The sequence below is a fragment of the Streptomyces sp. NPDC058401 genome (genome assembly GCF_042722885.1).
GTDB lineage: Bacteria > Actinomycetota > Actinomycetes > Streptomycetales > Streptomycetaceae > Streptomyces.
The window spans coordinates 1-22,965 of record NZ_JBHXKA010000089.1 but is presented as its reverse complement, the minus strand read 5'-3'; the positions used below and the strand labels follow the sequence as shown (position 1 = coordinate 22,965).

At 72.0% G+C, this 22,965-nt stretch carries 25 protein-coding genes; 13 read left to right on the top strand and 12 right to left on the bottom strand.

The genetic code is table 11. The features are described 5' to 3' along the window. Positions 1-30 precede the first annotated feature (30 nt). Both ACFWNV_RS27510 and ACFWNV_RS27505 read right to left on the bottom strand, forming a co-directional pair. Positions 31-975, bottom strand: coding sequence for a helix-turn-helix transcriptional regulator (locus ACFWNV_RS27510; RefSeq protein ID WP_383952185.1), 945 nt, complete (start codon positions 973-975; stop codon positions 31-33). Between the two features lies 1 nt (position 976). Next, entirely contained in the window at positions 977-1,954 is a 978-nt protein-coding gene (locus tag ACFWNV_RS27505) for a DUF4097 domain-containing protein (protein WP_383952183.1), read from the bottom strand. Positions 1,955-2,100: 146 nt separating this feature from the next. Here ACFWNV_RS27505 and ACFWNV_RS27500 point away from each other — a divergent pair, with 146 nt between their 5' ends. Next, entirely contained in the window at positions 2,101-2,928 is an 828-nt protein-coding gene (locus tag ACFWNV_RS27500) for a hypothetical protein (protein WP_383952207.1), read from the top strand. A gap of 47 nt (positions 2,929-2,975) precedes the next feature. On the opposite strand, the gene ACFWNV_RS27495 is transcribed toward ACFWNV_RS27500, so the two are convergent. Further along, positions 2,976-3,920 carry a LysR family transcriptional regulator gene (locus tag ACFWNV_RS27495; RefSeq protein ID WP_383952181.1) on the bottom strand — a complete coding sequence of 315 codons (945 nt, stop codon included), beginning with the start codon at positions 3,918-3,920 and terminating at the stop codon, positions 2,976-2,978. 206 nt (positions 3,921-4,126) lie between these two features. Between ACFWNV_RS27495 and snpA the strand changes: the two genes are divergently transcribed. After that, the gene (snpA, locus tag ACFWNV_RS27490) at positions 4,127-4,786 is read left to right on the top strand and encodes a snapalysin (RefSeq protein ID WP_383952179.1); all 660 of its coding nucleotides are present in this window, start codon (positions 4,127-4,129) and stop codon (positions 4,784-4,786) included. 39 nt (positions 4,787-4,825) lie between these two features. Here snpA and ACFWNV_RS27485 read toward each other — a convergent pair whose 3' ends face one another. The 5 genes from ACFWNV_RS27485 to ACFWNV_RS27465 all read right to left on the bottom strand — a co-directional run bounded on the left by ACFWNV_RS27485 (position 4,826) and on the right by ACFWNV_RS27465 (position 9,055). Continuing rightward, positions 4,826-5,032 carry a hypothetical protein gene (locus tag ACFWNV_RS27485; RefSeq protein ID WP_383952177.1) on the bottom strand — a complete coding sequence of 69 codons (207 nt, stop codon included), beginning with the start codon at positions 5,030-5,032 and terminating at the stop codon, positions 4,826-4,828. A gap of 61 nt (positions 5,033-5,093) precedes the next feature. Beyond that, positions 5,094-5,678 carry a dihydrofolate reductase family protein gene (locus ACFWNV_RS27480; RefSeq protein WP_383952175.1) on the bottom strand — a complete coding sequence of 195 codons (585 nt, stop codon included), beginning with the start codon at positions 5,676-5,678 and terminating at the stop codon, positions 5,094-5,096. Between the two features lie 90 nt (positions 5,679-5,768). Then, a complete protein-coding gene (locus ACFWNV_RS27475; RefSeq protein WP_383952173.1) occupies positions 5,769-6,368 on the bottom strand; it encodes a GNAT family N-acetyltransferase in 600 nt (199 codons plus the stop codon). A 161-nt stretch (positions 6,369-6,529) separates the two neighbouring features. After that, positions 6,530-7,576 carry a family 2 encapsulin nanocompartment cargo protein polyprenyl transferase gene (locus ACFWNV_RS27470; protein ID WP_383952171.1) on the bottom strand — a complete coding sequence of 349 codons (1,047 nt, stop codon included), beginning with the start codon at positions 7,574-7,576 and terminating at the stop codon, positions 6,530-6,532. A gap of 72 nt (positions 7,577-7,648) precedes the next feature. Further along, entirely contained in the window at positions 7,649-9,055 is a 1,407-nt protein-coding gene (locus tag ACFWNV_RS27465) for a family 2B encapsulin nanocompartment shell protein (RefSeq protein ID WP_383952169.1), read from the bottom strand. 224 nt (positions 9,056-9,279) lie between these two features. On the opposite strand from ACFWNV_RS27465, the gene ACFWNV_RS27460 reads away from it, so the two are divergent. From ACFWNV_RS27460 to ACFWNV_RS27445, 4 genes are all read left to right on the top strand, one after another. Continuing rightward, positions 9,280-9,732, top strand: coding sequence for an RrF2 family transcriptional regulator (locus ACFWNV_RS27460; protein WP_383952167.1), 453 nt, complete (start codon positions 9,280-9,282; stop codon positions 9,730-9,732). 167 nt (positions 9,733-9,899) lie between these two features. Further along, entirely contained in the window at positions 9,900-11,096 is a 1,197-nt protein-coding gene (locus tag ACFWNV_RS27455) for a globin domain-containing protein (protein ID WP_383952165.1), read from the top strand. 87 nt (positions 11,097-11,183) lie between these two features. Continuing rightward, positions 11,184-11,774 carry an N-acetylmuramoyl-L-alanine amidase gene (locus ACFWNV_RS27450; RefSeq protein ID WP_383952163.1) on the top strand — a complete coding sequence of 197 codons (591 nt, stop codon included), beginning with the start codon at positions 11,184-11,186 and terminating at the stop codon, positions 11,772-11,774. Between the two features lie 31 nt (positions 11,775-11,805). After that, on the top strand, positions 11,806-12,708 hold the full coding sequence (locus ACFWNV_RS27445) for a 1-aminocyclopropane-1-carboxylate deaminase/D-cysteine desulfhydrase (RefSeq protein WP_383952161.1): 903 nt from the start codon (positions 11,806-11,808) through the stop codon (positions 12,706-12,708). Between the two features lie 34 nt (positions 12,709-12,742). On the opposite strand, the gene ACFWNV_RS27440 is transcribed toward ACFWNV_RS27445, so the two are convergent. After that, on the bottom strand, positions 12,743-14,320 hold the full coding sequence (locus ACFWNV_RS27440) for a Na+/H+ antiporter (protein WP_383952159.1): 1,578 nt from the start codon (positions 14,318-14,320) through the stop codon (positions 12,743-12,745). A 63-nt stretch (positions 14,321-14,383) separates the two neighbouring features. Here ACFWNV_RS27440 and ACFWNV_RS27435 point away from each other — a divergent pair, with 63 nt between their 5' ends. The 3 genes from ACFWNV_RS27435 to ACFWNV_RS27425 all read left to right on the top strand — a co-directional run bounded on the left by ACFWNV_RS27435 (position 14,384) and on the right by ACFWNV_RS27425 (position 16,386). Continuing rightward, a complete protein-coding gene (locus ACFWNV_RS27435; RefSeq protein WP_383952157.1) occupies positions 14,384-14,644 on the top strand; it encodes a UBP-type zinc finger domain-containing protein in 261 nt (86 codons plus the stop codon). Positions 14,645-14,902: 258 nt separating this feature from the next. Continuing rightward, entirely contained in the window at positions 14,903-15,316 is a 414-nt protein-coding gene (locus ACFWNV_RS27430) for an anti-sigma regulatory factor (protein ID WP_214949331.1), read from the top strand. Further along, a complete protein-coding gene (locus tag ACFWNV_RS27425) occupies positions 15,313-16,386 on the top strand; it encodes an RNA polymerase sigma factor SigF (RefSeq protein ID WP_383952154.1) in 1,074 nt (357 codons plus the stop codon). The genes ACFWNV_RS27430 and ACFWNV_RS27425 overlap by 4 nt, the downstream gene beginning before the upstream one ends. Before the next feature lie 77 nt (positions 16,387-16,463). On the opposite strand, the gene ACFWNV_RS27420 is transcribed toward ACFWNV_RS27425, so the two are convergent. After that, entirely contained in the window at positions 16,464-16,898 is a 435-nt protein-coding gene (locus ACFWNV_RS27420) for a hypothetical protein (RefSeq protein WP_383952152.1), read from the bottom strand. Positions 16,899-16,983: 85 nt separating this feature from the next. Here ACFWNV_RS27420 and ACFWNV_RS27415 point away from each other — a divergent pair, with 85 nt between their 5' ends. Then, positions 16,984-17,949: a diacylglycerol kinase family protein gene (locus tag ACFWNV_RS27415; protein WP_250750363.1), complete on the top strand. Its 966-nt coding sequence runs from the start codon at positions 16,984-16,986 to the stop codon at positions 17,947-17,949. Between the two features lie 332 nt (positions 17,950-18,281). Continuing rightward, positions 18,282-18,539: a WhiB family transcriptional regulator gene (locus ACFWNV_RS27410; RefSeq protein WP_004937597.1), complete on the top strand. Its 258-nt coding sequence runs from the start codon at positions 18,282-18,284 to the stop codon at positions 18,537-18,539. A gap of 160 nt (positions 18,540-18,699) precedes the next feature. Here the strand turns inward: ACFWNV_RS27410 and ACFWNV_RS27405 are convergent, their stop codons facing one another. Together ACFWNV_RS27405 and ACFWNV_RS27400 are read right to left on the bottom strand one after the other, a co-directional pair. Then, positions 18,700-20,169, bottom strand: coding sequence for a sensor histidine kinase (locus ACFWNV_RS27405; protein ID WP_383952205.1), 1,470 nt, complete (start codon positions 20,167-20,169; stop codon positions 18,700-18,702). Positions 20,170-20,550: 381 nt separating this feature from the next. Then, on the bottom strand, positions 20,551-21,150 hold the full coding sequence (locus ACFWNV_RS27400) for a TetR/AcrR family transcriptional regulator (RefSeq protein WP_383952150.1): 600 nt from the start codon (positions 21,148-21,150) through the stop codon (positions 20,551-20,553). A 78-nt stretch (positions 21,151-21,228) separates the two neighbouring features. On the opposite strand from ACFWNV_RS27400, the gene ACFWNV_RS27395 reads away from it, so the two are divergent. Both ACFWNV_RS27395 and nagB read left to right on the top strand, forming a co-directional pair. Next, a complete protein-coding gene (locus ACFWNV_RS27395; protein WP_383952148.1) occupies positions 21,229-21,990 on the top strand; it encodes an SDR family oxidoreductase in 762 nt (253 codons plus the stop codon). 143 nt (positions 21,991-22,133) lie between these two features. Further along, positions 22,134-22,919, top strand: a complete 786-nt coding sequence (gene nagB / locus ACFWNV_RS27390; RefSeq protein WP_383952146.1) for a glucosamine-6-phosphate deaminase — start codon at positions 22,134-22,136, stop codon at positions 22,917-22,919. Positions 22,920-22,965: the final 46 nt, after the last annotated feature.

Genomic DNA, 22,965 nt, shown 5'->3' with positions numbered 1-22,965 from the left:
TCGGCCGCGGCGAAGACGGAATAAGGCGGTCTAGCCCTTCGGGGCGAGGGCCGCGGCGATGCGGGCGGCCGCGTCCGCGAGGTGGCTACGGGCCTGCGCCAGCTGGTCGTCGCTGATCCCCCGGTCGCGGGCCGCATCGCGGATGTCGTCGCGGAAGCGGTCCAGCAGCCGGTCCAGGTCGCGGGCCGGGTCCCCCGTCGGCGGTACGTCACGCGCCCAGTCCGGGTCGGAAGCGGGCGCCGTGGCGTCCGCCCGGTCGGACGGCGCGGAGGGCGCCGTCGGTGCGGACGGGGCGGACGGGGCCGTCGTCGAGCCGGAGCCGGAGCCGGAGCCGCCGAGCCAGGCTCCCGCCAGACTGCCCAGGACACCGCCCGACTTCGCGAACTGTTCCTGCAGCTGGCCGGCGATGCGCTGGACCTCCTCGCGGGCCCGCTCCTGCGCCTCCTTGGCCTGCCGGCGCGCCTGCTGGGCCTCCTCGCGGGCGCGGCGGCTCTCGTCCTTCGCGCGGCGCGCCTGTTCCTTCCACTCGGCCTTCGCCTTGCGGAGCTCCTCCTTGGCGGCCTTCCAGGACTCGTCCTCCACCTGCGTGGCCGACGCATTGGCCGCGGCCCGCAGTTCGCGCCGCAGATCGCCCGCCGCGCCGCTCACGTCGGCGCGGATCTCGGCGGCCAGTTCGGAGACCGAGTCGCGGATCTCCAGTTCCAGGTCGGCCAGTTCGCCGCCGCGGTCGGCCAGTTCGGCGCGGCCCGCGTCGGTGATCGAGTACACCTTGCGCCCGCCTTCGGTCGCGTGCGTGACCAGACCCTCGGACTCCAGCTTGGCCAGGCGCGGGTACACCGTGCCCGCGGAGGGCGCGTACAGCCCCTGGAAGCGCTCCTCCAGCAGCCGGATCACCTCGTACCCGTGGCGCGGGGCCTCGTCGAGCAGCTTGAGGAGGTAGAGCCGGAGGCGGCCGTGGGCGAAGACGGGCGGCATGTCAGAGCACCTTCTTGTCGAGCGCGAGCGGCGCGGCCGGGGCGCCCGCCGGGTCGGCGGCCGGGCGGCGCAGCAGCGCGATGGAGCCGGAAACGGTGGTGGCGCGCAGGGTGCCGGTGCCGGCGCCCAGGGTGCCGGTGATCCTCTTGGCGCCCATCTGCCCCGAGACCCGCAGGTCCTCGAAGGCGTTGGAGACGCCGCCGGTGGCGGTGTTGGCCTCGACGCGGGCGTCGGCCGGGTGCGGGAGGCGGATGGCGACCTGCCCGGAAACGGAGTTGAGGGAGATGTCGACCGGCCGGGGCGCGGGCCGGTCGTCGAGGGCCAGGTCGATCAGCATGTCGCCGCTGACCGAGTCGGCCCGTACGTTGCCCACCGCGCCGTCGACGACCGTCAGGCCACCGGAGACGGAGTGGAATCCGAGCTCGCCGGTCACGGACTGGGCCTCGACCCCGCCGGAGACCGTGTGCGCCTTGACCCGGCCGGACAGGCCGACGAGCGTGGTGGCGCCGGAGACCCCGTGGATGTCGGTGCCGCCTTCGACGCCGGAGACGAAGACGGTGGCGCTGACGCTGGCCAGCTGCACCCGGGTGGCGGCCGGGACCGTGAGGGTCACGGTCGCGCTGCGCTCCCAGGCCTTGCGGCCGGAGTCCGAGGCGGACCAGGCCTTCCAGGGCTTGCTCTCGAACCACTGCTTGAGCCCCTGGGAGCCGTTCCAGGGAAGGTCCTCGTAGGAGATGGTGAGGGTGCCGCCCTCCTCCACCACGTACAGGGGCGGGCCGTCCACCTCGGACACCTCCAGGCGGGCCGGACCCTCGCCGGCGACGACATTGACCGTGCCGCCGGCCACCCGGACGCGGACCTCCGTCACCGGCTCCTCGAAGGCGAGCTTCTGCGGTGCGGCCACCGACCATGTTTTCGGCGGACTCGCCGGACTCGGCGGACTCGGCGGACTCTGCGGATCCTGCGCTGCCTCTGCCATGGTGCTGGCCCTCCTCGGCGTACCTGCACGCAACATATCGCGTCTTCTGGCTAACACGATATATCGCGGTTGCCGGAAGTCAAGCGCGTCAGGATGATCCAAAATCATCACTTTGGGCCGTTTTGGCTTAGCGTGTGGGCATGTCGATCTCCCAGACCACGGCGGGCGGACTGCTGCTCTGTCGCGCCGAGCCCCTCGCCGCCCGACCCGCCGCGCACATCCTGCGCGAACGCCTGCTGCTGGCCCCCGCCGGCGAGTGGAGCGTGCTGGTCCCCGAGGCCAAGCCCTGGCTCGGCGGCCCGGAGTCCGTGGCGGAGGTCCTGGCGGGCTGGGGTGCGGCGGTCGCACTGAGCTCCAACTGGCCGGTGCTGAGCCTGTGGTGGGAGGACGGCCGGACCGGCTTCGTCCTGTCCTCCGGGTTCCGCCGGTCCGCGGCCTACGAGTGGGACGCGGCGGGCCGCCCGCACGGCGAGCCGGACGCCCCGTACTCCGCGGACACCGACGCCATGCGGCTGCTGGCGGCGCGGCTCGGACTGGACCCGGTCCTGGACCTGGAGGAGCTGGAGCGCCTCACCCGCCCCGACCCGGCGGCCGACGGCGACTCCCGGCTGCTCGGCGTCATCGCGCTGCTGGCCCGCGCGGGCCTGGCGCTGCCGGCGGGCCTGGCCCCGGGCGAACCGGCCGACCGGCTGCGGGAGGCGGCCCGGGTGGCACCGGGGGCGGAACGGGTGGAGTGGGCGGGCTGGCGCGACACCGTGCGGGCGGAGCTCGCGGTGGTCGAGGACAGCCCCCTGGGCCCGTGGATCCGGGGCCCCAAGGCGCGCCTGGCGGGTGCGGCCCAACTGGCCGCCGGAGCCCCCCTGATGATGTGGGCGGCCCGCCGCCGCAGCCCGGGCTGGCTGGCCGCGGGCACGGTGCTGGTGACCCACGGCGCGGCCGCCCTGGCCTACGACCGGGCCCGCCGCAGGGCGTAGCCGCCCCGGCTCGTCGCAGTGCGTAGCCGCCCGGGCCCCTGCCCGCCCTACGCCGCCAGCAGCGGGCTCGCGTTGCGGCGCAGCCAGGCCCGGTAGGGCGGGGTCTCCAGGGCCGCTTCGCGGTAGGCCGCGCGGAGGTCCTCGTACACCCCGTCGGACACCTGCGCGTGCACCCCGGGGCGGGTCGCCAGGAGGAGGCGTACGGCGAGCGGATCGCCGGAGAGCGGCCGGATCGCCATGTCCTCGCGCACGCCGGAGGTGGGCTGGCAGGGGGCGACGGCCTCGCCGGAGGCGATCAGCGAGGCGGCCGTGTGGTAGTCGGCGTGCAGCAGCGGCGGGTCGAGGCCGGCTCCCGCGAGGACCCGGCGCAGGCCGTCCCACTCGCCGTCCACCGACGGGTCCACGGTCCACCGGTCGGCGGCGAGGTCGCGCAGCTCCACCACGGCCCGCGCCGCCGCAGGATGGTCCCGGGACATGGACACGAACTGCGGTTCGCGCTCCATCAGCACCCGTAGCTCCAGCCCGGCCGGCACGCGCAGCGGGCTGCCCTCCACCTCGTGCACGAAGGCCACGTCGAGCCGGCCCGAAGCGGTCATCCGCAGCAGCGCGTTGGCGGACACGTCGACCATCAGGTCGGTCTCCGTGTCGGGCAGCCGCCGGTGCAGCCGCCGCAGCCAGCCGGGCAGGGCGCGGCTGGCCGTCGAGCCGATCCGCAGCCGGGGCCCCTGGGAGAGCGCCCGGGCCTCCGCGACGAGGGCGGCCATCTCGGCCAGGAGCGGCCGTGCCCGCCCGAGTATGGTGCGCCCGAAGGGGGTCGGCCGGCATCCGGTGCGCTCGCGCAGGAACAGCTCTCCGTCCAGGGCGCGTTCGATGCGCCGCAACTGGGTCGTCAGGGAGGGCTGGCTCACGCCGAGTTGCCGGGCGGCCTTGTGCAGGCTGCCGGCGTCGGCGATGGCGCACAGGGCGCGCAGGTGCCTGACCTCAAGCTCCATGCCCCGAGAGTAGGCCGGGGCGAGCCGACCGCACCAGTAACCGGTATCCCCTCGAATCCCGCCATTCTCATGGTGGTTGGGGTTCCGAAATCCTCCCGATAACCCGGCGCTATCGGGGTCTGACATCATCCGCCGGCCCCTTCCGCTCCCGCAGACTCCGGTACCGAACGACCCCCCACCGCACCGGATGAGCAGGAGTCCCCCACATGCAGCACTCCCGCAAGACCACTCTGTCCGCCGTCGGCCTCGGCGTCGCCGCCGTCCTCGGCGCCGTCGTCCCGGGCGCCGCCGCCTCGGCCTCCCCGGGCGCCGGCAGCCCGGCCACGTACGCCGCGTACGAGCAGTCGAAGGAGAACCAGGCCGCCAACCGCGCCTTCTTCGAGGCCGTGCAGCGGTCGGTGGCCGAGCAGCGCGCCGCGAGCCCGGGCCTGGCCGCCGTCACCGTCACCTACAACACCCGCAACGCGCCGAGCTTCCGCACCCAGATAGCCCGTTCCACGCAGATCTGGAACAGCTCGGTGGTCAACGTCAAACTGCAGGAGGTGTCCTCGGGCGGGAACTTCTCGTACTACGAGGGCAACGACTCGCGCGGTTCGTACGCGAGCACCAACGGCCACGGCCAGGGCTACATCTTCCTGGACTACCGGCAGAACCAGCAGTACAACTCCACCCGCGTGACCGCGCACGAGACCGGCCACGTGCTCGGACTGCCGGACCACTACTCGGGCCCGTGCAGCGAGCTGATGTCCGGCGGCGGCCCCGGCACCTCCTGCACGAACCCCAACCCGAACTCCGCCGAGCGCTCGCGCGTCAACCAGCTGTGGGCGAACGGGCTCGTCACGTCCGGCCTGGACGCGAAGGGCTGATCCCCGCCGGGGCCGGTCCCCCACCGGGGCCGGCCCCCGCTAGCCCTCCTGGGCGGCGTACCGCGGGCACTCCCGGTTCCGGCAGGGACCCGGAGTCCACTCCGGGACGAAGATCCCCAGGGACTTGCGCCGTCCGACCATCGTGTCGACGGGGCTCCCGCAGGCCGGGCACGACTGCTGGTCGTGCCCGGCCTGCGGGGCGACCGTCCTGTGCGCCTGCTGCTGCTCCCGCTCTTCACCGGCCATACCTCCACGGTAGGCCGGTTTCGCCGCTTCGGCGGGTCAGCGCTCGACGGTGTACGACGGGTCAGCGCTTGACGGCGTACGAGGTGATGACCTGGCCGCCCCCGAGGGCCTTGCACCCGGTCAGCTCCAGGGGGCGCGCCCCGAACCCGGCGCGCGACATCGGCATGCCGGTGCCGACGAAGACCGGGTACGTCTTGACGACGAACTCGTCGATCTCGTCGACCAGCTGCCCCGCGAGGTCCGCTCCGCCGCACAGCCAGATGCCGAGCCCGTCCCGGGCCTTCAGTTCACGGACCGCTCCCACCAGGTCGCCGCCGATCAGCCGCACCGCCGGGTCGGGCGCGGCGGTGAGCGAGCGCGAGACCACGTACTGCTCCCGCATGTGCCCGTACGGGCTGGTCAGCCCCTGCTTGAGGCCGGGTTCGTACGTACCGCGTCCCATGAGCACCGCGTCGAAGTGCCTGGGTGCGGCGTGCTCGATGCCGAGCTGGGCGCGCCCCGGGGTGGAGACGGTCTCCGGGTACTCGGCCTTGAGGTGCTCGACGAACTCCTGGTCGAGGTGGGCGTAGAGGAAGTCGGCATCGCCGTCCGGGGCTCCGATGAAGCCGTCGACCGTGGTGGCGATGAAGTACGTGAGCTTGCGCAAGCGATTCTCTTCCGTTCGACAGTGCACCCCCATTGGGGCACGTCGATCAAAGTACTTCAGTTGTAGTGGTTTGGCAACGGGAATCGGCTGCTACTGCGGCTTGCGCCACATCGGCCACATCAGCGGTCCGTCCGGCAGCCGCACCGCCTCGCCCGTGAACTGCCAGCCCAGCCGCTCGTACAGCCCCTTGCTGCGCTCGCTGCTCGCCTCCAGGTAGGCCGGGACGCCCTCGCGGTCGCAGCGCTCCAGCACCGGCCGGATCAGTTCCGTGCCCAGCCCCTCGCCCTGCCGGCCGGGGGCGACCGCGATCATCAGCAGGTACTCGTGCTCCTCGGCGACCGGGTGCACCTCACCCGTCAGCCGGCCCACCAGCTCGCACCGCTCGTTGTCCGGGTCGGCGACGGCCCGCATCTTCGCCGGGATCTCGTCCTCCACGTGCCCGGCCTCCGGATCGGCCGCCGGGATGCGCAGCCACAGCGCCGCCGCCGAACCGTCCACCGCGTAGTCGATCCGGCCCTCGGCCAGCGCCACGTCCACGAAGACGCCCAGGAACTTCCCGTGCACCGCGGCCCGGTGCTCCGGGTCCGGGAACACCCAGCTGCTCACCGGATCGGTGCGGAAGGCCTCGTCGAGCAGCCGTGCCACGGCATCCCGGTCCGACGGTCCGGCCTGGCGTATGTCCAGCCCCATGGGTCACACCCTTCACATCACTCACGCGTCAACAACCGTCAGTGATCCTAGAGTTGCCCCCTCCGCACAGAAAGGCCTGTTCCGGCACCGTGCGGTGCCGGAACAGGCCTCCGGGGGTCCCCCTCACCCCTACGCGCCCCCTTGCGCGGGCGCCTACGCGCTCACTTCGTGCGCCGCGTCACGAACTCCGCGAGCGCCAGCAGCCCGCCCGCCGCTCCGAGGTCCGGAACGGCCCGCGACAGCTGCTGCACCGCCCGCCCCATCCGGTCGGCGGCATGGGCCTGCGCCCAGTCCCGACCACCGGCCCGCTCCACCGCCGCGGCGGCCCTGGCCACGTCGTCCCCGGTCATGGGACCCGCGTACAGCGCGGCCAGTTCCTCCCCCGCCGGGGTGCCCGAGGTGAGGGCGGCCACGACCGGGAGGGACTTCTTGCGGGCGAGCAGATCGGCACCGGCCGGCTTCCCGGTGTGGCCGGGGTCACCCCAGATGCCGATCAGGTCGTCGATGAGCTGGAAGGCCAGCCCGGCCTCCCGGCCGAAGGCGTCCATGGCGTCGACCTCGTCGGGGCCGGCCCCCGCGTACAGCGCGCCGAGCGCGCACGCGCAGCCCAGCAGGGCTCCGGTCTTGGCGGTGGCCATGGTCAGGCATTCGTCGAGGGAGACGCTGGGGCGCTGCTCGAAGGCGCAGTCCGCCTGCTGGCCGGCGCACAGCTCGATGATGCAGGCGGCGAGCCGCGCCGAGGCCGCCGCCGAGGCCGGATGCGGGTCCTCGGCGAGCAGCCGCAGCGCGAGCGCCATCATGGCGTCGCCCGTGATGATCGCGTCCGACGTGCCGAAGACCGTCCAGGCCGTCGGCCGGCCGCGCCTGCGCACGTCCTTGTCGATGACGTCGTCGTGCAGCAGCGTGAAGTTGTGCGCCAGCTCCACGGCCACCGCCGCCCGTACGGCGTCCCCGGCCACCCCGTCCCCGCGCAGGGCCTGCGCAGCGGCGAGCACCAGGGCGGGCCGGATGGCCTTGCCGGTGCTGCCCGCCGCCGGGGTGCCGTCCTCGTGCTCCCAGCCGAAGTGGTACATCGCCACGTGCCGCATCGAGCCGGGCAGGCTCTCCACGGTCCGGCGCAGTTCCGGGTTGACCGTTTCCCTCGTCCGCTCCAGGAGGACGGCGGCTTCCTGCCCCTCGCTGGTGGTGATCGCCTCAGTGGTCGACATGGCGTGTGCGCTCCGTCCCGTCCTGTCCCTTGTGGAGTGGATCCCCTCGCTCCGGCGCCGGAGCCGGCCGGGTCAGCTCCAGCGGGCGATCTCCACGTTCTCCAGGACGCCGAGCGCGTCCGGCACCAGCACCGCGGCGGAGAAGTAGGTGGTGACCAGGTACGAGATGATCGCCTGCTCGCTGATCCCCATGAACCGCACCGAGGTGCTCGGCTCGATCTCGTCCGGGATGCCGGGCTGGTGCAGGCCGATCACGCCCGACTCGTCCTCGCCGGTGCGCATGCAGAGGATGGAGGTCGTACGGGCGTCGCTGATCGGGATCTTGTTGGACGGGAACATCGGGACCCCGCGCCAGGACGGCACCCGGTGGCCGCCGATCTCGACCGACTCCGGGTACAGCCCGCGCTTGTTGCACTCGCGCCCGAAGGCGGCGATGGCCTTGGGGTGGGCCAGGAAGAACTTGGAGCCGCGCCGCATGCTGAGCAGCTGGTCCATGTCGTCGGGGCTGGGCGCCCCGTCGTGGGACTGGATGCGCTGGTCGTAGTCGGCGTTGTGCAGGAGGCCGAAGTCGCGGTTGTTGAGCATCTCGTGCTCCTGGCGCTCGCGCAGCGCCTCCACCGTGAGCCTGAGCTGCTGCTCGGTCTGGTTCATCGGCTGGTTGTACAGGTCGGCGACGCGGGTGTGGACCCGCAGGACCGTCTGCGCGATGGAGAGTTCGTACTCGCGCGGCCGGGCCTCGTAGTCCACGAAGGTGCCGGGCAGGACGGCCTCGCCCTGGTGGCCGGCGGAGAGGTCGATCGCCGCCTCGCCGTACTTGTTGGTGCGCTGCTCGGGCAGGGACCGTACGGAGTCCACGTGCGCCCGCAGCGAGTCGACGCGGTCGGCGAGGATCTGGAAGTCCTGGCGGGAGAGGACGAGCACGGTGCCGGCGGTGGCGGCGCGGGCCGTGTACTCCCAGATGGCCTCCTCGTCGACGAGGGAGTCCTCGCCGAAGAAGGCGCCGTCGGCGACGGTCTGCAGGACGGCGTCGTCACCGTAGGGGCCGGGGCCGATCTGGTCGATGCGCCCGTGGGCGAGCAGGAACACCTTGTCGGCGGGGCTGCCGAAGGAGGTCAGCTCCTGGCCCGGCTCGAAGTCGATCTGGTGGCAGCGCGCGGCGAGTTCGGCCAGCGCGTCGGGGTCGTCGTAGTCGCGCAGGACCGGGAGCTCCCCCAGCTCCGCCGGAATCACCTGCACCTGCGTGCCGGTCTTGATGAACTCCACGATGCCGTTGCCGACGGAGTAGCTCAGCCGCCGGTTGACCCGGTACGTACCGCCCTGGACGGACACCCAGGGGAGCATCTTCAGGAGCCACCGCGAGGTGATCTCCTGCATCTGCGGCGCGGACTTGGTCGTGGTTGCCAAGTTCCGCGCGGCCGTGGTTCCCAGACTGCGCTGCGGTGCCTGGGTCTCGGATTCGGAACCTGCCTGGACCGACATGTTTTCCCCTTCGATCACTCCATGAATCTGCGGGAGGAGCCTTTCAGCACGGACCGTGGTGAGACCATTACACAAAAGGGTGGGACTACTCCGTTCGTGGCTGGGCACTCTCTTGAGTTCACCTCCCGCCCCATGCGGCACTTGGACCCCACCCGTTTCAGCCACCCACGCGATCACCGCCGGTTTAATTTGCACCTTGGATGCAAGTTTTCTACGCTGGACCCATGCGGCTGACCCGATTCACCGACCTCGCCCTGCGCGTCCTGATGCGCCTGGCCGTCGCGGAGGCGGACCTCCCCACCACCCGCGACGTGGCGGCGACCATGGAGGTCCCGTACACCCACACCGCCAAAGTGGTCGCCAAGCTGCAGCATCTCGGTCTGGTCGAGGCCCGCCGCGGACGCGGCGGCGGCCTCACCCTGACCCCCGCCGGGCGCGCCGCCTCGGTGGGCGGGGTGATCCGCGAGCTGGAGGGCGCCGGCGACGTGGTGGACTGCGACGGCACGGTCCCGTGCCCACTGCGGAGCGCATGCATCCTGCGCGGGGCGCTGCGCCGGGCCCAGGAGGCCTTCTTCGCCTCGCTGGACCCGCTGACGGTGAATGACCTGGTCGCAGCCCCGACCGGGCCGCTCCTGCTGGGCATTTCGGGCGGATCGCCGGGGGCCGGAAGACCCTGACGACGGGGGCCGGATGGCCGGTTCACACCGGCACTGGGCCCGCATAGCCTGATCCCCACAGACACTTCGAACAGAAATCCGTATTACGGCGGACACCCTGACCCTTGTCCGTAAATACGCATCTGATATTCCACTTCTACGCTCCACCCCGACCCGAGGAGTCACCGATGCTTTCCGAGAAGTCGACCGCGACCGTACGAGCCACCCTGCCCGCCGTGGGCGCGGCCATCGGCGACATCACGGAGCTCTTCTACGGAAAGCTCTTCGCGGCCCACCCCGAACTGATCCGCGACCTCTTCAACCGCGGCAACCAGAACGCCGGCCTCCAGAAGCAGGCCCTCGCCGGGTCCATAGCCGCCTTCGCGACCCACCTCGTCGCCCACCCCGACGCCCGCCCCGACGTGATGCTGAACCGCATCGCCCACAAGCACGCCTCCCTCGGCGTCACCCGCGAGCAGTACCCGATCGTCCACGAGCACCTCTTCGAGGCGATCGCGGAGATCCTCGGCGAGGCCGTCACCCCCGAGGTCGCCGAGGCCTGGGACGAGGTCTACTGGCTCATGGCGAACGCCCTCATCACCATCGAGGAGCGCCTCTACGCCGAGCAGCAGGTCCTGGCCGGAGACGTCTGGCGCGACTGGACGGTCGCCGCCCGCGTCGAGGAGACCGTCGACTGCACCACCTTCCACCTGACCCCGGCCGACGGCTCCCCGGCGCCCGGCTTCAAGCCCGGCCAGTACGTCTCCGTCCAGGTCGAACTCCCCGACGGCGCCCGCCAGATCCGGCAGTACAGCCTCTCCAGCGCCCCCGGCTCCCCGGTCCGCTCCATCACCGTCAAGCGGGTCCACGGCCCGGCCGCCGACGGCCCCGACGGCGAGGTCTCCAACCACCTGCACGCCCACGTCCGCACCGGGGACGCCCTGCGCGTCTCCACCCCCTACGGCGACCTCGTCCTCCAGGACTCCGCCGCCCCGGTGATCCTGGCCTCGGCCGGCATCGGCTGCACCCCGATGCTCTCGATGCTGGAACACCTCGCCGACACCGGGCACACGGCCCCCGTCACCGTCCTGCACGCCGACCGCTCCCCCGCCGACCACGCCCTGCGCGCCGGCCACCGCGACCTGACCCGCAAGCTCCCCGACGCAGCGGCCCACTTCTGGTACGAGGCCGGCGCCGAGCCCGGCGACCGCGAGGGCCGCCTCGACCTCACCCCCGTCCCGGTCGCCCCCGGCACCAAGGCCTACCTCTGCGGCCCGCTCCCCTTCATGCGGGCGACGCGCGAGCAGCTGATCGCCAAGGGCGTGGCGCCCGCGGACATCGCCTACGAGGTCTTCGGCCCCGACCTGTGGCTCGCCTCGGCGTGATCCGTGCGCCGGGTGCGCGCCCTTGCGACGGAATGACCGCCTCCACTAAACGTTGAGTAACCACCCGGCTACTCAAAGGAGGCGGTCATGTCCGCACCCCTGTCCGCGGACCGGTTCATCGGCGCCCTGCGCGCCGAGGGCCTGACGGTCGTCGAAGTCGGCGGCTGGCGCACCCACAACCGCAACCACAAGGGCCCCTGGGGGCCGGTGCACGGGGTGATGCTCCACCACACCGTCACGCACGGGACCGCGTACACCGTCCAGCTCTGCCACGACGGCCACGCGGACCTCCCCGGCCCGCTCTGCCACGGCGTGATCACCAAGGACGGCCGGGTCCACCTGGTCGGCAACGGCCGCGCCAACCACGCCGGCGCGGGCGACTCCGACGTCCTGGCGGCGGTGATCGCGGAGCGGCGCCTCCCGCCCGACCACTCCTCGGACACCGACGGCAACCGCCACTTCTACGGCTTCGAGTGCGAGAACCTCGGCAACGGCGAGGACCCCTGGCCGGCCGCCCAACTCGACGCGATGGCCCGCGCATCGGCCGCCCTGTGCCGCGCCCACGGCTGGACCGCCCGCTCGGTCATCGGCCACCTGGAATGGCGCCCGGGCAAGATCGACCCGAAGGGCTTCACGATGTCCTCGATGCGCACCCGCGTGGAGGAACGCCTGAAGTAGCCGCTGCGAGGCCGCGGCCCACAATGGGCGGGTGGAACATCCAGTCGATCCCGGCCCCGACCCCGAGCTGATCCTGCGGCCCCGCCCGGCCTCGCCGCTGCGCGAGGCCGGTGACGAGCGGTTCGCCGCGCACGGCGTCCGCCTGCTGCTCAAGCGGGACGATCTCGTGCATCCCGAGCTGCCCGGGAACAAGTGGCGCAAGCTCGCGCCGAATCTGCGGGCCGCCGTCGCGGAGGGCCGGAGCGGGCTCGTGACCTTCGGCGGGGCCTACTCCAACCATCTGCGGGCCACCGCCGCGGCCGGGCGGCTGCTGGGGCTGGCGACGGTCGGGATCGTACGGGGGGACGAGCTCGCGGGGCGGCCGCTGAACGAGTCGCTGGCCCGGTGCGCGGCGGACGGCATGCGGCTCCACTTCGTGACCCGGTCGGCCTACCGGGACAAGGCCGGGCTGCCCGCGCTGGCGGGTGCCGAGGGGGCCTACGTGATCCCCGAGGGCGGCAGCAACGCCCTCGCCCTGCAGGGCTGCGCCGAGCTCGGCCGCGAGCTGGGCGGAGTCTGCGACGTGGCCGCCGTGGCCTGCGGGACCGGGGGCACGCTGGCCGGGCTGGCGGCGGGACTCGGCGCGGGGCAGCGGGCGCTGGGCGTGCCGGTGGTCGGGGGCGGGTTCCTGGAGGCGGAGATACGTTCCCTCCAGGCGGCCGCCTTCGGCGGACCGGCGGGCGACTGGTCGCTGGCCGAGGGCTACGCCCACGGCGGCTACGCCCGGGTCCCGGCCGAGCTGGCGCGGTTCGCGGCGGACTTCGAGTCCCGCCACGGCCTGCCGGTGGAGCGGATCTACGTGGCGAAGCTCCTGTGGGCCCTGCTCGCCCTGACCCGCGAGGGCGCCTTCCCCCGCGGCACCACCCTGGCGGCGGTCGTCACGGGCCGCCCGTAGGCCGGGCGCGGGGCGGGGCGCGGCGCGGGCCGCCTCAGCCCGCTTCCTCCCGGTACGCCGCCGCCTCCTCCAGGTCCAGACGGCGCAGCAGCGCCCGGAGCATTTCGTCGTCGATGCGGCGGGCGTCGCGCAGGGAGACGAAGACCTCGCGTTCCGCTTCGATCATTTCCCCCGCCAGCCGGCGGTAGACGTCGTCCGCGGACTCGCCCGTCACCGCGTTGACCTCCCCCAGCCGCTCCCACACCGCGTTGCGGCGCCGCTCCAGCACCGTGCGCAGCCGGTCCGCCAGCGGGGGCGGGAGGGTGTTCGCGGGCGAGGCCAGGAGTTCCGTCAGGCGGTCCTCCGCCGCCCGCGAGGCCTCGCTCTGGGCCTGGGCCTCCGCCAGGGTCTCGGCGTGGGTGTCCTTGGGCGGCAGGCGCAGCAGCCGGATCAGCGGCGGCAGGGTCAGGCCCTGGACCACCAGCGTGCCGATCACCGTGGTGAAGGTCAGGAACAGGATCAGGTTCCGGTGCGGCACGCTCACGGGCACGGAGAAGGCGATCGCCAGCGAGACCACGCCCCGCATGCCCGCCCATCCGACGATGACCGGGGCCTTCCAGTTCGTCTCCGGCTCGCGCCCGCGGATCCGCTCCGAGAGCCTCGGCAGGAACGTCGCCGGGAAGACCCACGCGAAGCGGGCCGCGACCACGACGAGGAACACGACCACCGCGTAGCCCGCCGCGGCCGTGCCCTCGTACTCCCCCAGGCCCTTCAGCACGACCGGCAGCTGGAGCCCGATCAGCGCGAAGACCACCGATTCGAGGATGAAGGCGACCACCTTCCAGACCGCCTCCTCCTGGAGCCGGGTGGCGAAGTCGACCTGCCAGTTGCGGTGCCCGAGGTACAGCGCGACCACCACGACCGCCAGCACTCCCGAGGCGTGCACCCGCTCGGCGGCCGCGTAGGCCACGAAGGGGATCAGCAGCGACAGGGTGTTCTGCAGGAGCGGTTCGCGCAGCTTCGTGCGCAGGACGTGGATCGGGACCATCAGCAGCAGGCCCATCGCGACCCCGCCCACCGAGGCCACCAGGAACTCCCGGATCCCGTCCGTCCAGCCGGCGCTCGCCCCGACCGCCGCCGCCAGCGCCACCTTGTACGCGGTGATCGCGGTGGCGTCGTTGACCAGGGACTCACCCTGGAGGATGGTCGTGATCCGGTTGGGCAGCCCGAGCTTGCGGGCGATGGCCGTCGCCGCGACGGCGTCGGGCGGGGCGATGACCGCCCCCAGCACCAGCGCCACCGGCAGCGAGAGCCCCGGCACGAGCAGGTACGCCGCGTACCCGACGGCGACGGTCGCGAAGAGCACGTACCCCACCGAGAGCAGCGCCACGGGCCGGATGTTCGCCCGCAGGTCCAGGTACGAGCTGTCCACCGCGGCCGTGTAGAGCAGCGGCGGGAGCAGCAGCGGCAGCACGATGTGCGGGTCCAGGTCGTACTCGGGCACGCCCGGCACGTAGGCCGCGGCCAGTCCGGCGGCCACCAGCAGCAGGGGCGCGGGCACCGGGGTGCGGCGGGCCAGGCCCGCAACGACCGCACAGCCGGCGACCAGCGCCACCAGCGGCAATACCTCCATCGAAGATCATCCTCGCTTGAGTCATGTCATCCCGGGCGCCCGTACCTCAGTACGCTGGCCATCATGAGCGAGTGCACCCACGTTCCCGAACTGCCGCGCCCCGAGCCGGTCCCGCTTGCCCAGACCTGCCCCGAATGTCTGGCACTCGGCAGCCATCCCGTCCAGCTCCGGATGTGCCTGGGGTGCGGGCACGTCGGCTGCTGCGATTCCTCGCCCCACCGGCACGCCACGGCGCACCACCGGGAGACCGGCCATCCGGTGATGCGCAGCTTCGAACCGGGTGAGACCTGGCGATGGTGTTTCGTCGACGGTTCGATCGTTTGAAGTCGAAGGTTCGATCGTCTGAAGCGGGGTAGATCAACCCTCCGCCGGTTCCCCTGATTTGGGCCCGCAGACCCCTAGCCACTGTGCGTCCCCATGGGCTTACCATCAGTCACTGGTTCGCAGGCACGGCCTTCCGGCCGGCTATGTGCAGCTTTGATCAAAGGGGTTCTGCACCCTCCGACAGGGGTGCCGCGACACGATCGCCCGGATCGCGATAGCGTCACGGCGAACAGAGCTCGTACCACCTTGGAGGTGAGGGTGTCCCAGATCGCAGGCGAGCCCGGGACCCAGGACTTCGTGGAAGTCCGGCTGCCCGCTGCGGGTGCCTACCTGTCTGTGCTGCGGACGGCCACGGCCGGCCTCGCGGCACGTTTGGACTTCACCCTCGACGAGATCGAGGACCTCCGCATCGCGGTGGACGAGGCCTGCGCGATCCTGCTCCAGCAGGCCGTGCCCGGCTCCGTCCTCAGCTGCGTCTTCCGGTTGGTGGACGATTCGCTGGAGGTGACCGTCTCCGCCCCGACCACCGACGGCCGGGCGCCGGAGCGCGACACGTTCGCGTGGACGGTCCTCTCGGCTCTCGCCGGGAAGGTCGAGGCCACGGTCGAGGAGAACAAGACGGTGAGCATCAGCCTCTACAAACAGCGCGGCGCGGGACCAGGCCCGGCGTGAGCGGCGGGGAGGTCCCGGTGCGGGGCGGGGATCGGCCCCGGGTAGGACACGAGGTCGACGGCGGCATTCCGGAGCAGCAGCACGCCCGGCCGCACCCGGCTGACACGGATGCGGAAAACGGCTTTTTGGACTCGGCGGAGCGACGGGCGGGCCCTGTGAGCGAGAACCAGTACGACCAAACACTGCCGGTCCAGCCACCGGGGGCCGCTGCCACGGCCCCGCCGGTGGCCCCGGCCGCGGACACACCACTGGCCGCGGAGGCCGCCGAAGTCCTTCGGGCTCCGGTGTTCACGGCGCCGGCGCCCCTGCCGGATCCGCGCGACCGCAGCGGCGCGCGGGCCCTCTTCATCGAGCTCCGGGCGCTGCCCGACGGCTCGCCGGAGAAGGCGGAGCTGCGCAACCGGCTCGTACGGATGCACCTGCCGCTGGTCGAACACCTGGCCCGGCGCTTCCGCAACCGCGGCGAGCCGCTGGACGACCTGACCCAGGTCGCCACCATCGGCCTCATCAAGTCCGTGGACCGCTTCGACCCGGACCGCGGGGTCGAGTTCTCCACGTACGCCACGCCCACGGTGGTCGGAGAGATCAAGCGCCACTTCCGCGACAAGGGCTGGGCGGTACGGGTCCCCCGGCGCCTGCAGGAGCTGCGGCTCTCGCTGACCACGGCGACGGCGGAACTGTCCCAGCAGCACGGCCGCTCCCCCACGGTGCACGAACTGGCCGAACGGCTGGGGATCTCCGAGGAGGAGGTGCTGGAGGGCCTGGAATCGGCCAACGCCTACAGCACGCTCTCGCTGGACGTCCCGGACACCGACGACGAGTCGCCGGCGGTCGCGGACACCCTGGGCTCGGAGGACGAGGCGCTGGAGGGCGTCGAGTACCGCGAGTCCCTCAAGCCGCTGCTCGAAGGGCTGCCGCCGCGGGAGAAGCGGATCCTGCTGCTGCGGTTCTTCGGCAACATGACCCAGTCGCAGATCGCCCAGGAGGTCGGCATCTCCCAGATGCACGTCTCCCGGCTGCTGGCCCGCACCCTGGCCCAGCTCCGCGAGAAGCTCCTGGTCGAGGAGTAGGCCGAGGAGTAGGCCGAGGAGTAGGCCGAGGCGGAGAAGGCCTCACCGAAGCCTCGCCGAAGAGCTGCCCGTACGGGCTATCGGGCCTGCTCCGCGGGCCCGATGCCCAGGGCTTCGGTGGCCTTCGGGTTCACCAGGAGGGCGGTGACGCCCACCGCGGCCAAGGCCAGTGCCACGGCGGCGGCCTTCATCGCCCCTCCCGCGGTCCACAGCATCCAGGCCACCGGCAGCGACATCAGCTGGGTGATCAGCGCGGGGCCGCGGCTCCAGCGACGGCCCAGGAGCAGCCCGCGCGCCGCGACCAGCGGCAGCGCGGCCAGGACGAGCAGGGTGACCCCGCCGGTCGCGGCCTGCAGGGAGTCCCCGTCGCCGGAGACGGCCGTGTAGAGGTCGGCGACGCCGGGCCCGGCCACGGCCAGCCCCTCCAGCGCGGTCAGCGCGGCGGCCGCGGTCAGCCGGCGGGGCAGCGGGGAGCGGACGGCGGACTCGGTGGGGGTGGGCTTCGTACTCACCCCAGCAGCGTAGCCGCGGCCCTGCCGCACCCGGAGGGGACGGCCAGTATGGGCGGCGTCGGAAGGGGTCGGTAGGCTGACGCCCATGCGTGCACTCCTCGTGGCCAACCCAGCAGCGACGACGACCAGTGCGCGCACGCGCGACGTCCTGACCCACGCCCTCGCCAGCGAGATGAAGCTGGAGGCGGTCACCACCGAATACCGCGGCCACGCCCGGGACCTGGGCCGCAGGGCGGCCGAGACCGGCATGGACCTGGTGGTGGCCCTGGGCGGTGACGGCACCGTCAACGAAGTGGTCAACGGACTGCTGCACGAGGGACCCGATCCGGACCGGCTGCCCGGGCTCGCGGTGGTCCCCGGCGGCTCCACCAATGTCTTCGCCCGCGCGCTCGGGCTGCCCAACGACGCGGTCGAGGCGACCGGCGCCCTGCTGGACGCACTGCGGGAGCGGCGCGAACGAACGGTCGGCCTGGGGCTCGCCGCCGGCACCCCGGGCACGGAGGACGAGTCGGTTCCGGCGCGCTGGTTCACCTTCTGCGCGGGCTTCGGCTTCGACGCCGGTGTGGTGGGCCGCGTGGAACAGCAGCGGGAACGGGGCAAACGTTCGACCCATGCCCTGTACGTGCGACAGCTGATGCGCCAGTTCTGGGAAGAGCCCAACCGCCGGCACGGCACGGTGACGCTGGAGCGGCCCGGCGCGGATCCGGTGACGGACCTGGTGCTGTCGATAGTGTGCAACACGTCACCCTGGACATATCTGGGCAACCGGCCGCTCTACGCCTCCCCGGAGGCGTCGTTCGATACTGCGCTTGACGTATTGGCACTGGACCGTTTGTCAACTCCGGCGGTCGCTCGCTACGCGACACAGCTCCTGACCTCGACTCCTGAGCGCGGTCCGCACGGCAAGCACGCGGTGTCTCTGCACGATCTGACGGACTTCACCTTGCATTCCAAGGTGCCGCTTCCGTTCCAGATGGACGGAGACCACCTCGGGCTGCGCACCAGCGTTCGGTTCACAGGCGTACGCCGTGCACTGCGTGTGATTGTGTGAGTGGAAGGGCCGAAAGTCCTTCTACTCGAACGTTTACACGCCGGTCCACCCCTAGGAAGTAGGGCTGTGACCTAGTAGACACCGACGAATCAAAAAAAACTTTCCGGAAGGGGTTGTATCCCCGTCCGAGGTTTGCGAATCTCTACATGGCGATCGGGACAGCCCGCAGAACCCGGCACCCACACAGATCGCCAGAACCCCTCCACGAATCTCCGGCAGCCCAGGGCGAGTTTTTCCCCAAACTGGGCGGCCTCCCTTCCCTCGCGAAGGGATTCGTGAAAGCGTTCACATTCACAAGCAACCTGCCCGCAATACAAGGAGATGGAGCAGCCATGGACTGGCGTCACAACGCCGTTTGTCGTGAGGAAGACCCGGAACTCTTCTTCCCCATCGGCAACACCGGTCCTGCGCTGCTGCAGATCGAGGAAGCCAAGGCCGTCTGCCGCCGTTGCCCCGTCATGGAGCAGTGCCTGCAGTGGGCGCTCGAGTCCGGTCAGGACTCCGGTGTCTGGGGCGGTCTCAGCGAGGACGAGCGCCGCGCAATGAAGCGCCGCGCCGCTCGCAATCGGGCGCGCAACGCAACCGCCTGACATCGACTTTCGAGCCTCGAGCCGCAGCGCGTAGTACCCATATAAGCGCTCAGCAACGTGCTCTTGAACCCCGTACCGAAAACCATTCGGTCCGGGGTTCAGTGCTGTCCGGAGCCGGCGAGCAGCCCATGACATCACCCTGAGTCACGGGCCGGGCGCGCTACTTCTGCGGGCTGGCCGGTATGTCGAGGACGACCTTGGTGCCGCGCGGCGCGGAGGCGACCATGTCGAAGGTCCCGCCGAGCTCGCCCTCCACCAGGGTCCGTACGATCTGCAGCCCGAGGTTGCCGGCCCGCTGGGGGTCGAATCCCTCGGGCAGGCCGCAGCCGTCGTCGACCACCGAGATCAGCAGCCGGGCGTCGTCGCGGCCGCTGCCCGAGCGGGCGGCGGACACCTCCACGGTGCCGCCCTCCCCCTGGGTGAAGGCGTGTTCCAGGGCGTTCTGGAGGATCTCCGTCAGCACCATCGACAGCGGGGTGGCGACCTCCGCGTCGAGGATTCCGAAGCGGCCGGTGCGCCGGCAGGCGACCTTGCCCGGGGAGATCTCGGAGACCATCGCGATCACGCGGTCGGCGATCTCGTCGAACTCGACCCGCTCGTCGAGGTTCTGAGAGAGCGTCTCGTGCACGATCGCGATCGAACCGACGCGGCGGACGGCTTCGTTCAGCGCCTCGCGCCCCTGCGGAGAATCCATTCGGCGGGCCTGTAGGCGCAAGAGCGCGGCCACCGTCTGGAGGTTGTTCTTGACCCGGTGGTGGATCTCCCGGATGGTCGCGTCCTTGGTGATCAATTCACGTTCGCGACGGCGCAGTTCCGTGACGTCGCGGCACAGGACGAGCGAGCCGATCCGGGTGCCCTTGGGCTTGAGCGGGATGGCCCGCAGCTGGATGACCCCGCCGCTGCCCTCGGCCTCGGTCTCGCGGGGGGCCCAGCCGCTGGCGAGTTTGACCAGGGCCTCGTCCACCGGGCCGCGGGAGGGGGCGAGTTCGGAGGTGATGGTGCCCAGGTGCTGGCCTACCAGGTCGGAGGCGAGCCCGAGCCGGTGGTAGGCGGAGAGCGCGTTCGGGGACGCGTACGTCACCACGCCCTCGGCGTCGAGCCGGATCAGGCCGTCGCCGACGCGCGGGGAGGCGTCCATGTCGACCTGCTGGCCGGGGAACGGGAAGGAGCCCGCCGCGATCATCTGGGCCAGGTCGGAGGCGGACTGGAGGTAGGTCAGCTCCAGCCGGCTGGGTGTACGCACAGTGAGCAGGTTGGTGTTGCGTGCGATCACGCCGAGGACCCGGCCCTCGCGGCGCACGGGGATCGACTCGACGCGCACCGGCACCTCCTCGCGCCATTCCGGGTCGCCCTCGCGCACGATGCGGCCCTCGTCGAGCGCGGCGTCGAGCAGCGGGCGCCGGCCGCGCGGGACCAGGTGGCCGACCATGTCGTCCTGGTACGAGGTGGGGCCGGTGTTCGGGCGCATCTGCGCGACCGAGACGTACCGGCTGCCGTCGAGGGTGGGAACCCACAGCACGAGGTCGGCGAAGGAGAGGTCGGAGAGCAGCTGCCACTCCGAGACCAGCAGGTGGAGCCACTCCAGGTCGGTTTCACTGAGAGCGGTGTGCTGGCGTACGAGGTCGTTCATGGAGGGCACGTGGCGAGCGTACCCCGGGTACGGGCCATGACTTTCCTCAGCGTGGATACTCCGGAGTATCCAGGAGACCCCGCTTCCGCGTAGGCTTGGAGGAAGTGACGGTAATCAGGGTTGCGTCATTGGATGGACAGAACAGATTGGTCTAGTCCACAATTGCATCAGGCTTCCGCCCTCCCCGCACAGGAGGACGGATCGAGGTAAGCCGCGCGATCTGCCCTGACCGCGCGTCACCTCCCACCGGACGTCGGGCACCGCACACCCGTCGGCCGTAAGTACTCCGGGCTACGGTGCCGGGCGGGCTGAGGGTCCCGTTCGGCACCGTGGCCCAGAGGAATCACACGAGGCGGAACGCCACGAGCCACGAGGCCCGCCCTACTGCGGCTGCGGCCAGGCCCCCATCGCCAGCTCCGCCACCGCCTCCAGCTCTTCCCGCCCCGCACCGTCGCGCGACTGCTGGGACATTCCCTGGAGCACCGCCACGGCGTAGCGCGCCAGTGCCCACGTGTCCGTACCGGCCGGCAGCACCCCCGTGGCGACATCGGCCCGGATCCGGCCCTCGAAGGCCACCAGATTGGCCTCCCGCCGCATGCGCAGCGCCTGCGCCACCTCGTCCGAGGTGGTGTTGACGGCCGCGCTGATGACCATGCAGCCCGGCGGGTGGGCGGGGTCGGTGTAGACCTCCGCCGCCTCGTGCAGGACGCGCCCCAGTGCCGCGCGGGCGGTGGGCTCCTCGGCGAGGGCGACGGCCGCGAAGTCCGCGTAGCGCCCGCCGTAGACCACCACGACCTCGTCGAAGAGCTTGCGCTTGTCGCCGAAGGCCGCGTAGAGGCTCGGGGCGCTGATCCCGAGGGAGGCGGTCAGGTCGGAGATCGACGTGGCCTCGTAGCCGCGCTCCCAGAAGGCGAACATCGCCTTGTCGAGGGCCGCGTCGCGGTCGAAGGAGCGGGGCCTGCCGCGCTGTCCGGTCACCATGGACGCATTCTATAGCGGTCGCTACGAAACCTGATACGGTTCTTTCTGTAGCGACCACTATCGAAAGGGGGGCGCGCCATGGGCGTGCTCAAGGGGAAGACGGCACTGGTCACGGGCGGCAGCCGGGGCATCGGGCGGGCCATCGCGGAGCGGCTCGCCCGCGACGGGGCACTGGTCGCGGTGGCCTACGGGTCCAACGAGGCGGCCGCCAAGGAGACCGTGGGCGCCATCGAGGCGGCCGGGGGCCGCGCCTTCGCGGTGGGGGCGGACCTCGGAGTCCCGGGCGGCGCCGAGGCCCTCTGGGCGGCGTACGCGGCCCATCCACTGGCCACCGACGGGGTCGACGTCCTCGTGAACAACGCGGGCGCCGCCACCTTCGCCGGGATCGGCTCCACCGACGAGGAGACGTACGACCGGGTGCACGCGCTGAACGCGAAGGCGCCGTTCTTCGTGATCCAGCACGGGCTGGAGCGGCTGCGGGACGGCGGCCGGATCGTGAACGTGACCGGCACCCCGGACATCGCGCTGCCCGCGATCCTCGCCACGGTCATGGCCAAGGGCGCCGTGAACGCGCTGACGGTCTCGCTGGCCGCCGAGCTGGCGCCCCGGCAGATCACCGTGAACTCGGTGGGCCCCGGGATCGTGGAGACCGACCTGAACGCCGCCTGGCTCGCGGACCCGGCGGCCCGCGCGCACGTCGCCTCCCGCTCCGTCTTCGACCGGCTCGGCACCCCGCAGGAGGTCGCGGACGTGGTCGCCTTCCTCGCCTCCCCGGACTCCCGCTGGGTCACGGGCCAGCACCTCGCCGTGACGGGCGGCCTCCAGCTCTCGCTGCTGTAGGGGATGCCGGCCGGCCCGGGCCCGGGAGGCCGCGGCGGCGGATCCGGCCCACCATGGAGTGTGTGCGAAGACCCGGCGACGGGGCCTCGCCTCTGCTAGATTGGTCTATACCACATTTCACACTCCAGATCGGCAGGCCCCGCGTGGAAGTTGTCATCGTCCCGGACGCCAAGGCAGGCGGCGAGCTCATCGCGGAGGCCATGGCCGCCCTGGTCCGCCGCAAGCCCGACGCCCTGCTCGGCGTGGCGACCGGCTCTACCCCGCTGCCCATCTACCAGGCGCTCGCCGCCAAGGTGAAGGCCGGACTGGTCGACGCCTCCAAGGCCCGCGTCTGCCAGCTCGACGAGTACGTCGGCCTGCCGGCCGGCCACCCGGAGTCCTACCGCGCCGTCGTCCTGCGCGAGGTCGTGGAGCCGCTGGGCCTGTCCGAGTCCTCCTTCATGGGCCCGGACGGCTCGGCCGAGGACATCGTCGCCGCCTGCGACGCCTACGACCGCGCCCTCGCCGAGGCCGGCGGCGTGGACCTCCAGCTCCTCGGCATCGGCACCGACGGGCACATCGGCTTCAACGAGCCCTGCTCCTCGCTCGCCTCCCGCACCCGCATCAAGACGCTGACGGAGCAGACCCGCGTGGACAACGCGCGCTTCTTCGACAACGACATAGAGCAGGTGCCCCACCACGTCATCACCCAGGGCATCGGCACCATCCTCGACGCCCGCCACCTGGTCCTGCTGGCCACCGGCGAGGGCAAGGCCGAGGCCGTCGCGCAGACCGTCGAGGGCCCGCTCTCCGCCCTCGTACCGGCCTCCGCGCTCCAGCTGCACCGCCACGCCACGGTGATCGTGGACGAGGCGGCCGCGTCCAAGCTGAAGCTGGCCGACTACTTCCGCCACACCTACGCCAACAAGCCCGCCTGGCAGGGTCTGTAGGTCGTACCGGCACACGAGAAGGGCCGGGCACCCCGCAGGGGGTGCC

Bases quoted from the DNA above. Each gene is read 5' to 3' on its own strand.
- ACFWNV_RS27440 (WP_383952159.1), bottom strand. From the start codon at position 14,320: ATGGAGGTATTGCCGCTGGTGGCGCTGGTCGCCGGCTGTGCGGTCGTT.
- ACFWNV_RS27455 (WP_383952165.1), top strand. From the start codon at position 9,900: ATGCTTTCCGAGAAGTCGACCGCGACCGTACGAGCCACCCTGCCCGCC.
- ACFWNV_RS27435 (WP_383952157.1), top strand. From the start codon at position 14,384: ATGAGCGAGTGCACCCACGTTCCCGAACTGCCGCGCCCCGAGCCGGTC.
- ACFWNV_RS27485 (WP_383952177.1), bottom strand. From the start codon at position 5,032: ATGGCCGGTGAAGAGCGGGAGCAGCAGCAGGCGCACAGGACGGTCGCC.
- ACFWNV_RS27395 (WP_383952148.1), top strand. From the start codon at position 21,229: ATGGGCGTGCTCAAGGGGAAGACGGCACTGGTCACGGGCGGCAGCCGG.
- ACFWNV_RS27470 (WP_383952171.1), bottom strand. From the start codon at position 7,576: ATGTCGACCACTGAGGCGATCACCACCAGCGAGGGGCAGGAAGCCGCC.
- ACFWNV_RS27405 (WP_383952205.1), bottom strand. From the start codon at position 20,169: ATGAACGACCTCGTACGCCAGCACACCGCTCTCAGTGAAACCGACCTG.
- ACFWNV_RS27505 (WP_383952183.1), bottom strand. From the start codon at position 1,954: ATGGCAGAGGCAGCGCAGGATCCGCAGAGTCCGCCGAGTCCGCCGAGT.
- ACFWNV_RS27410 (WP_004937597.1), top strand. From the start codon at position 18,282: ATGGACTGGCGTCACAACGCCGTTTGTCGTGAGGAAGACCCGGAACTC.
- snpA (WP_383952179.1), top strand. From the start codon at position 4,127: ATGCAGCACTCCCGCAAGACCACTCTGTCCGCCGTCGGCCTCGGCGTC.
- ACFWNV_RS27450 (WP_383952163.1), top strand. From the start codon at position 11,184: ATGTCCGCACCCCTGTCCGCGGACCGGTTCATCGGCGCCCTGCGCGCC.
- ACFWNV_RS27415 (WP_250750363.1), top strand. From the start codon at position 16,984: ATGCGTGCACTCCTCGTGGCCAACCCAGCAGCGACGACGACCAGTGCG.
- ACFWNV_RS27400 (WP_383952150.1), bottom strand. From the start codon at position 21,150: ATGGTGACCGGACAGCGCGGCAGGCCCCGCTCCTTCGACCGCGACGCG.
- ACFWNV_RS27495 (WP_383952181.1), bottom strand. From the start codon at position 3,920: ATGGAGCTTGAGGTCAGGCACCTGCGCGCCCTGTGCGCCATCGCCGAC.
- ACFWNV_RS27465 (WP_383952169.1), bottom strand. From the start codon at position 9,055: ATGTCGGTCCAGGCAGGTTCCGAATCCGAGACCCAGGCACCGCAGCGC.
- ACFWNV_RS27475 (WP_383952173.1), bottom strand. From the start codon at position 6,368: ATGGGGCTGGACATACGCCAGGCCGGACCGTCGGACCGGGATGCCGTG.
- ACFWNV_RS27460 (WP_383952167.1), top strand. From the start codon at position 9,280: ATGCGGCTGACCCGATTCACCGACCTCGCCCTGCGCGTCCTGATGCGC.
- ACFWNV_RS27510 (WP_383952185.1), bottom strand. From the start codon at position 975: ATGCCGCCCGTCTTCGCCCACGGCCGCCTCCGGCTCTACCTCCTCAAG.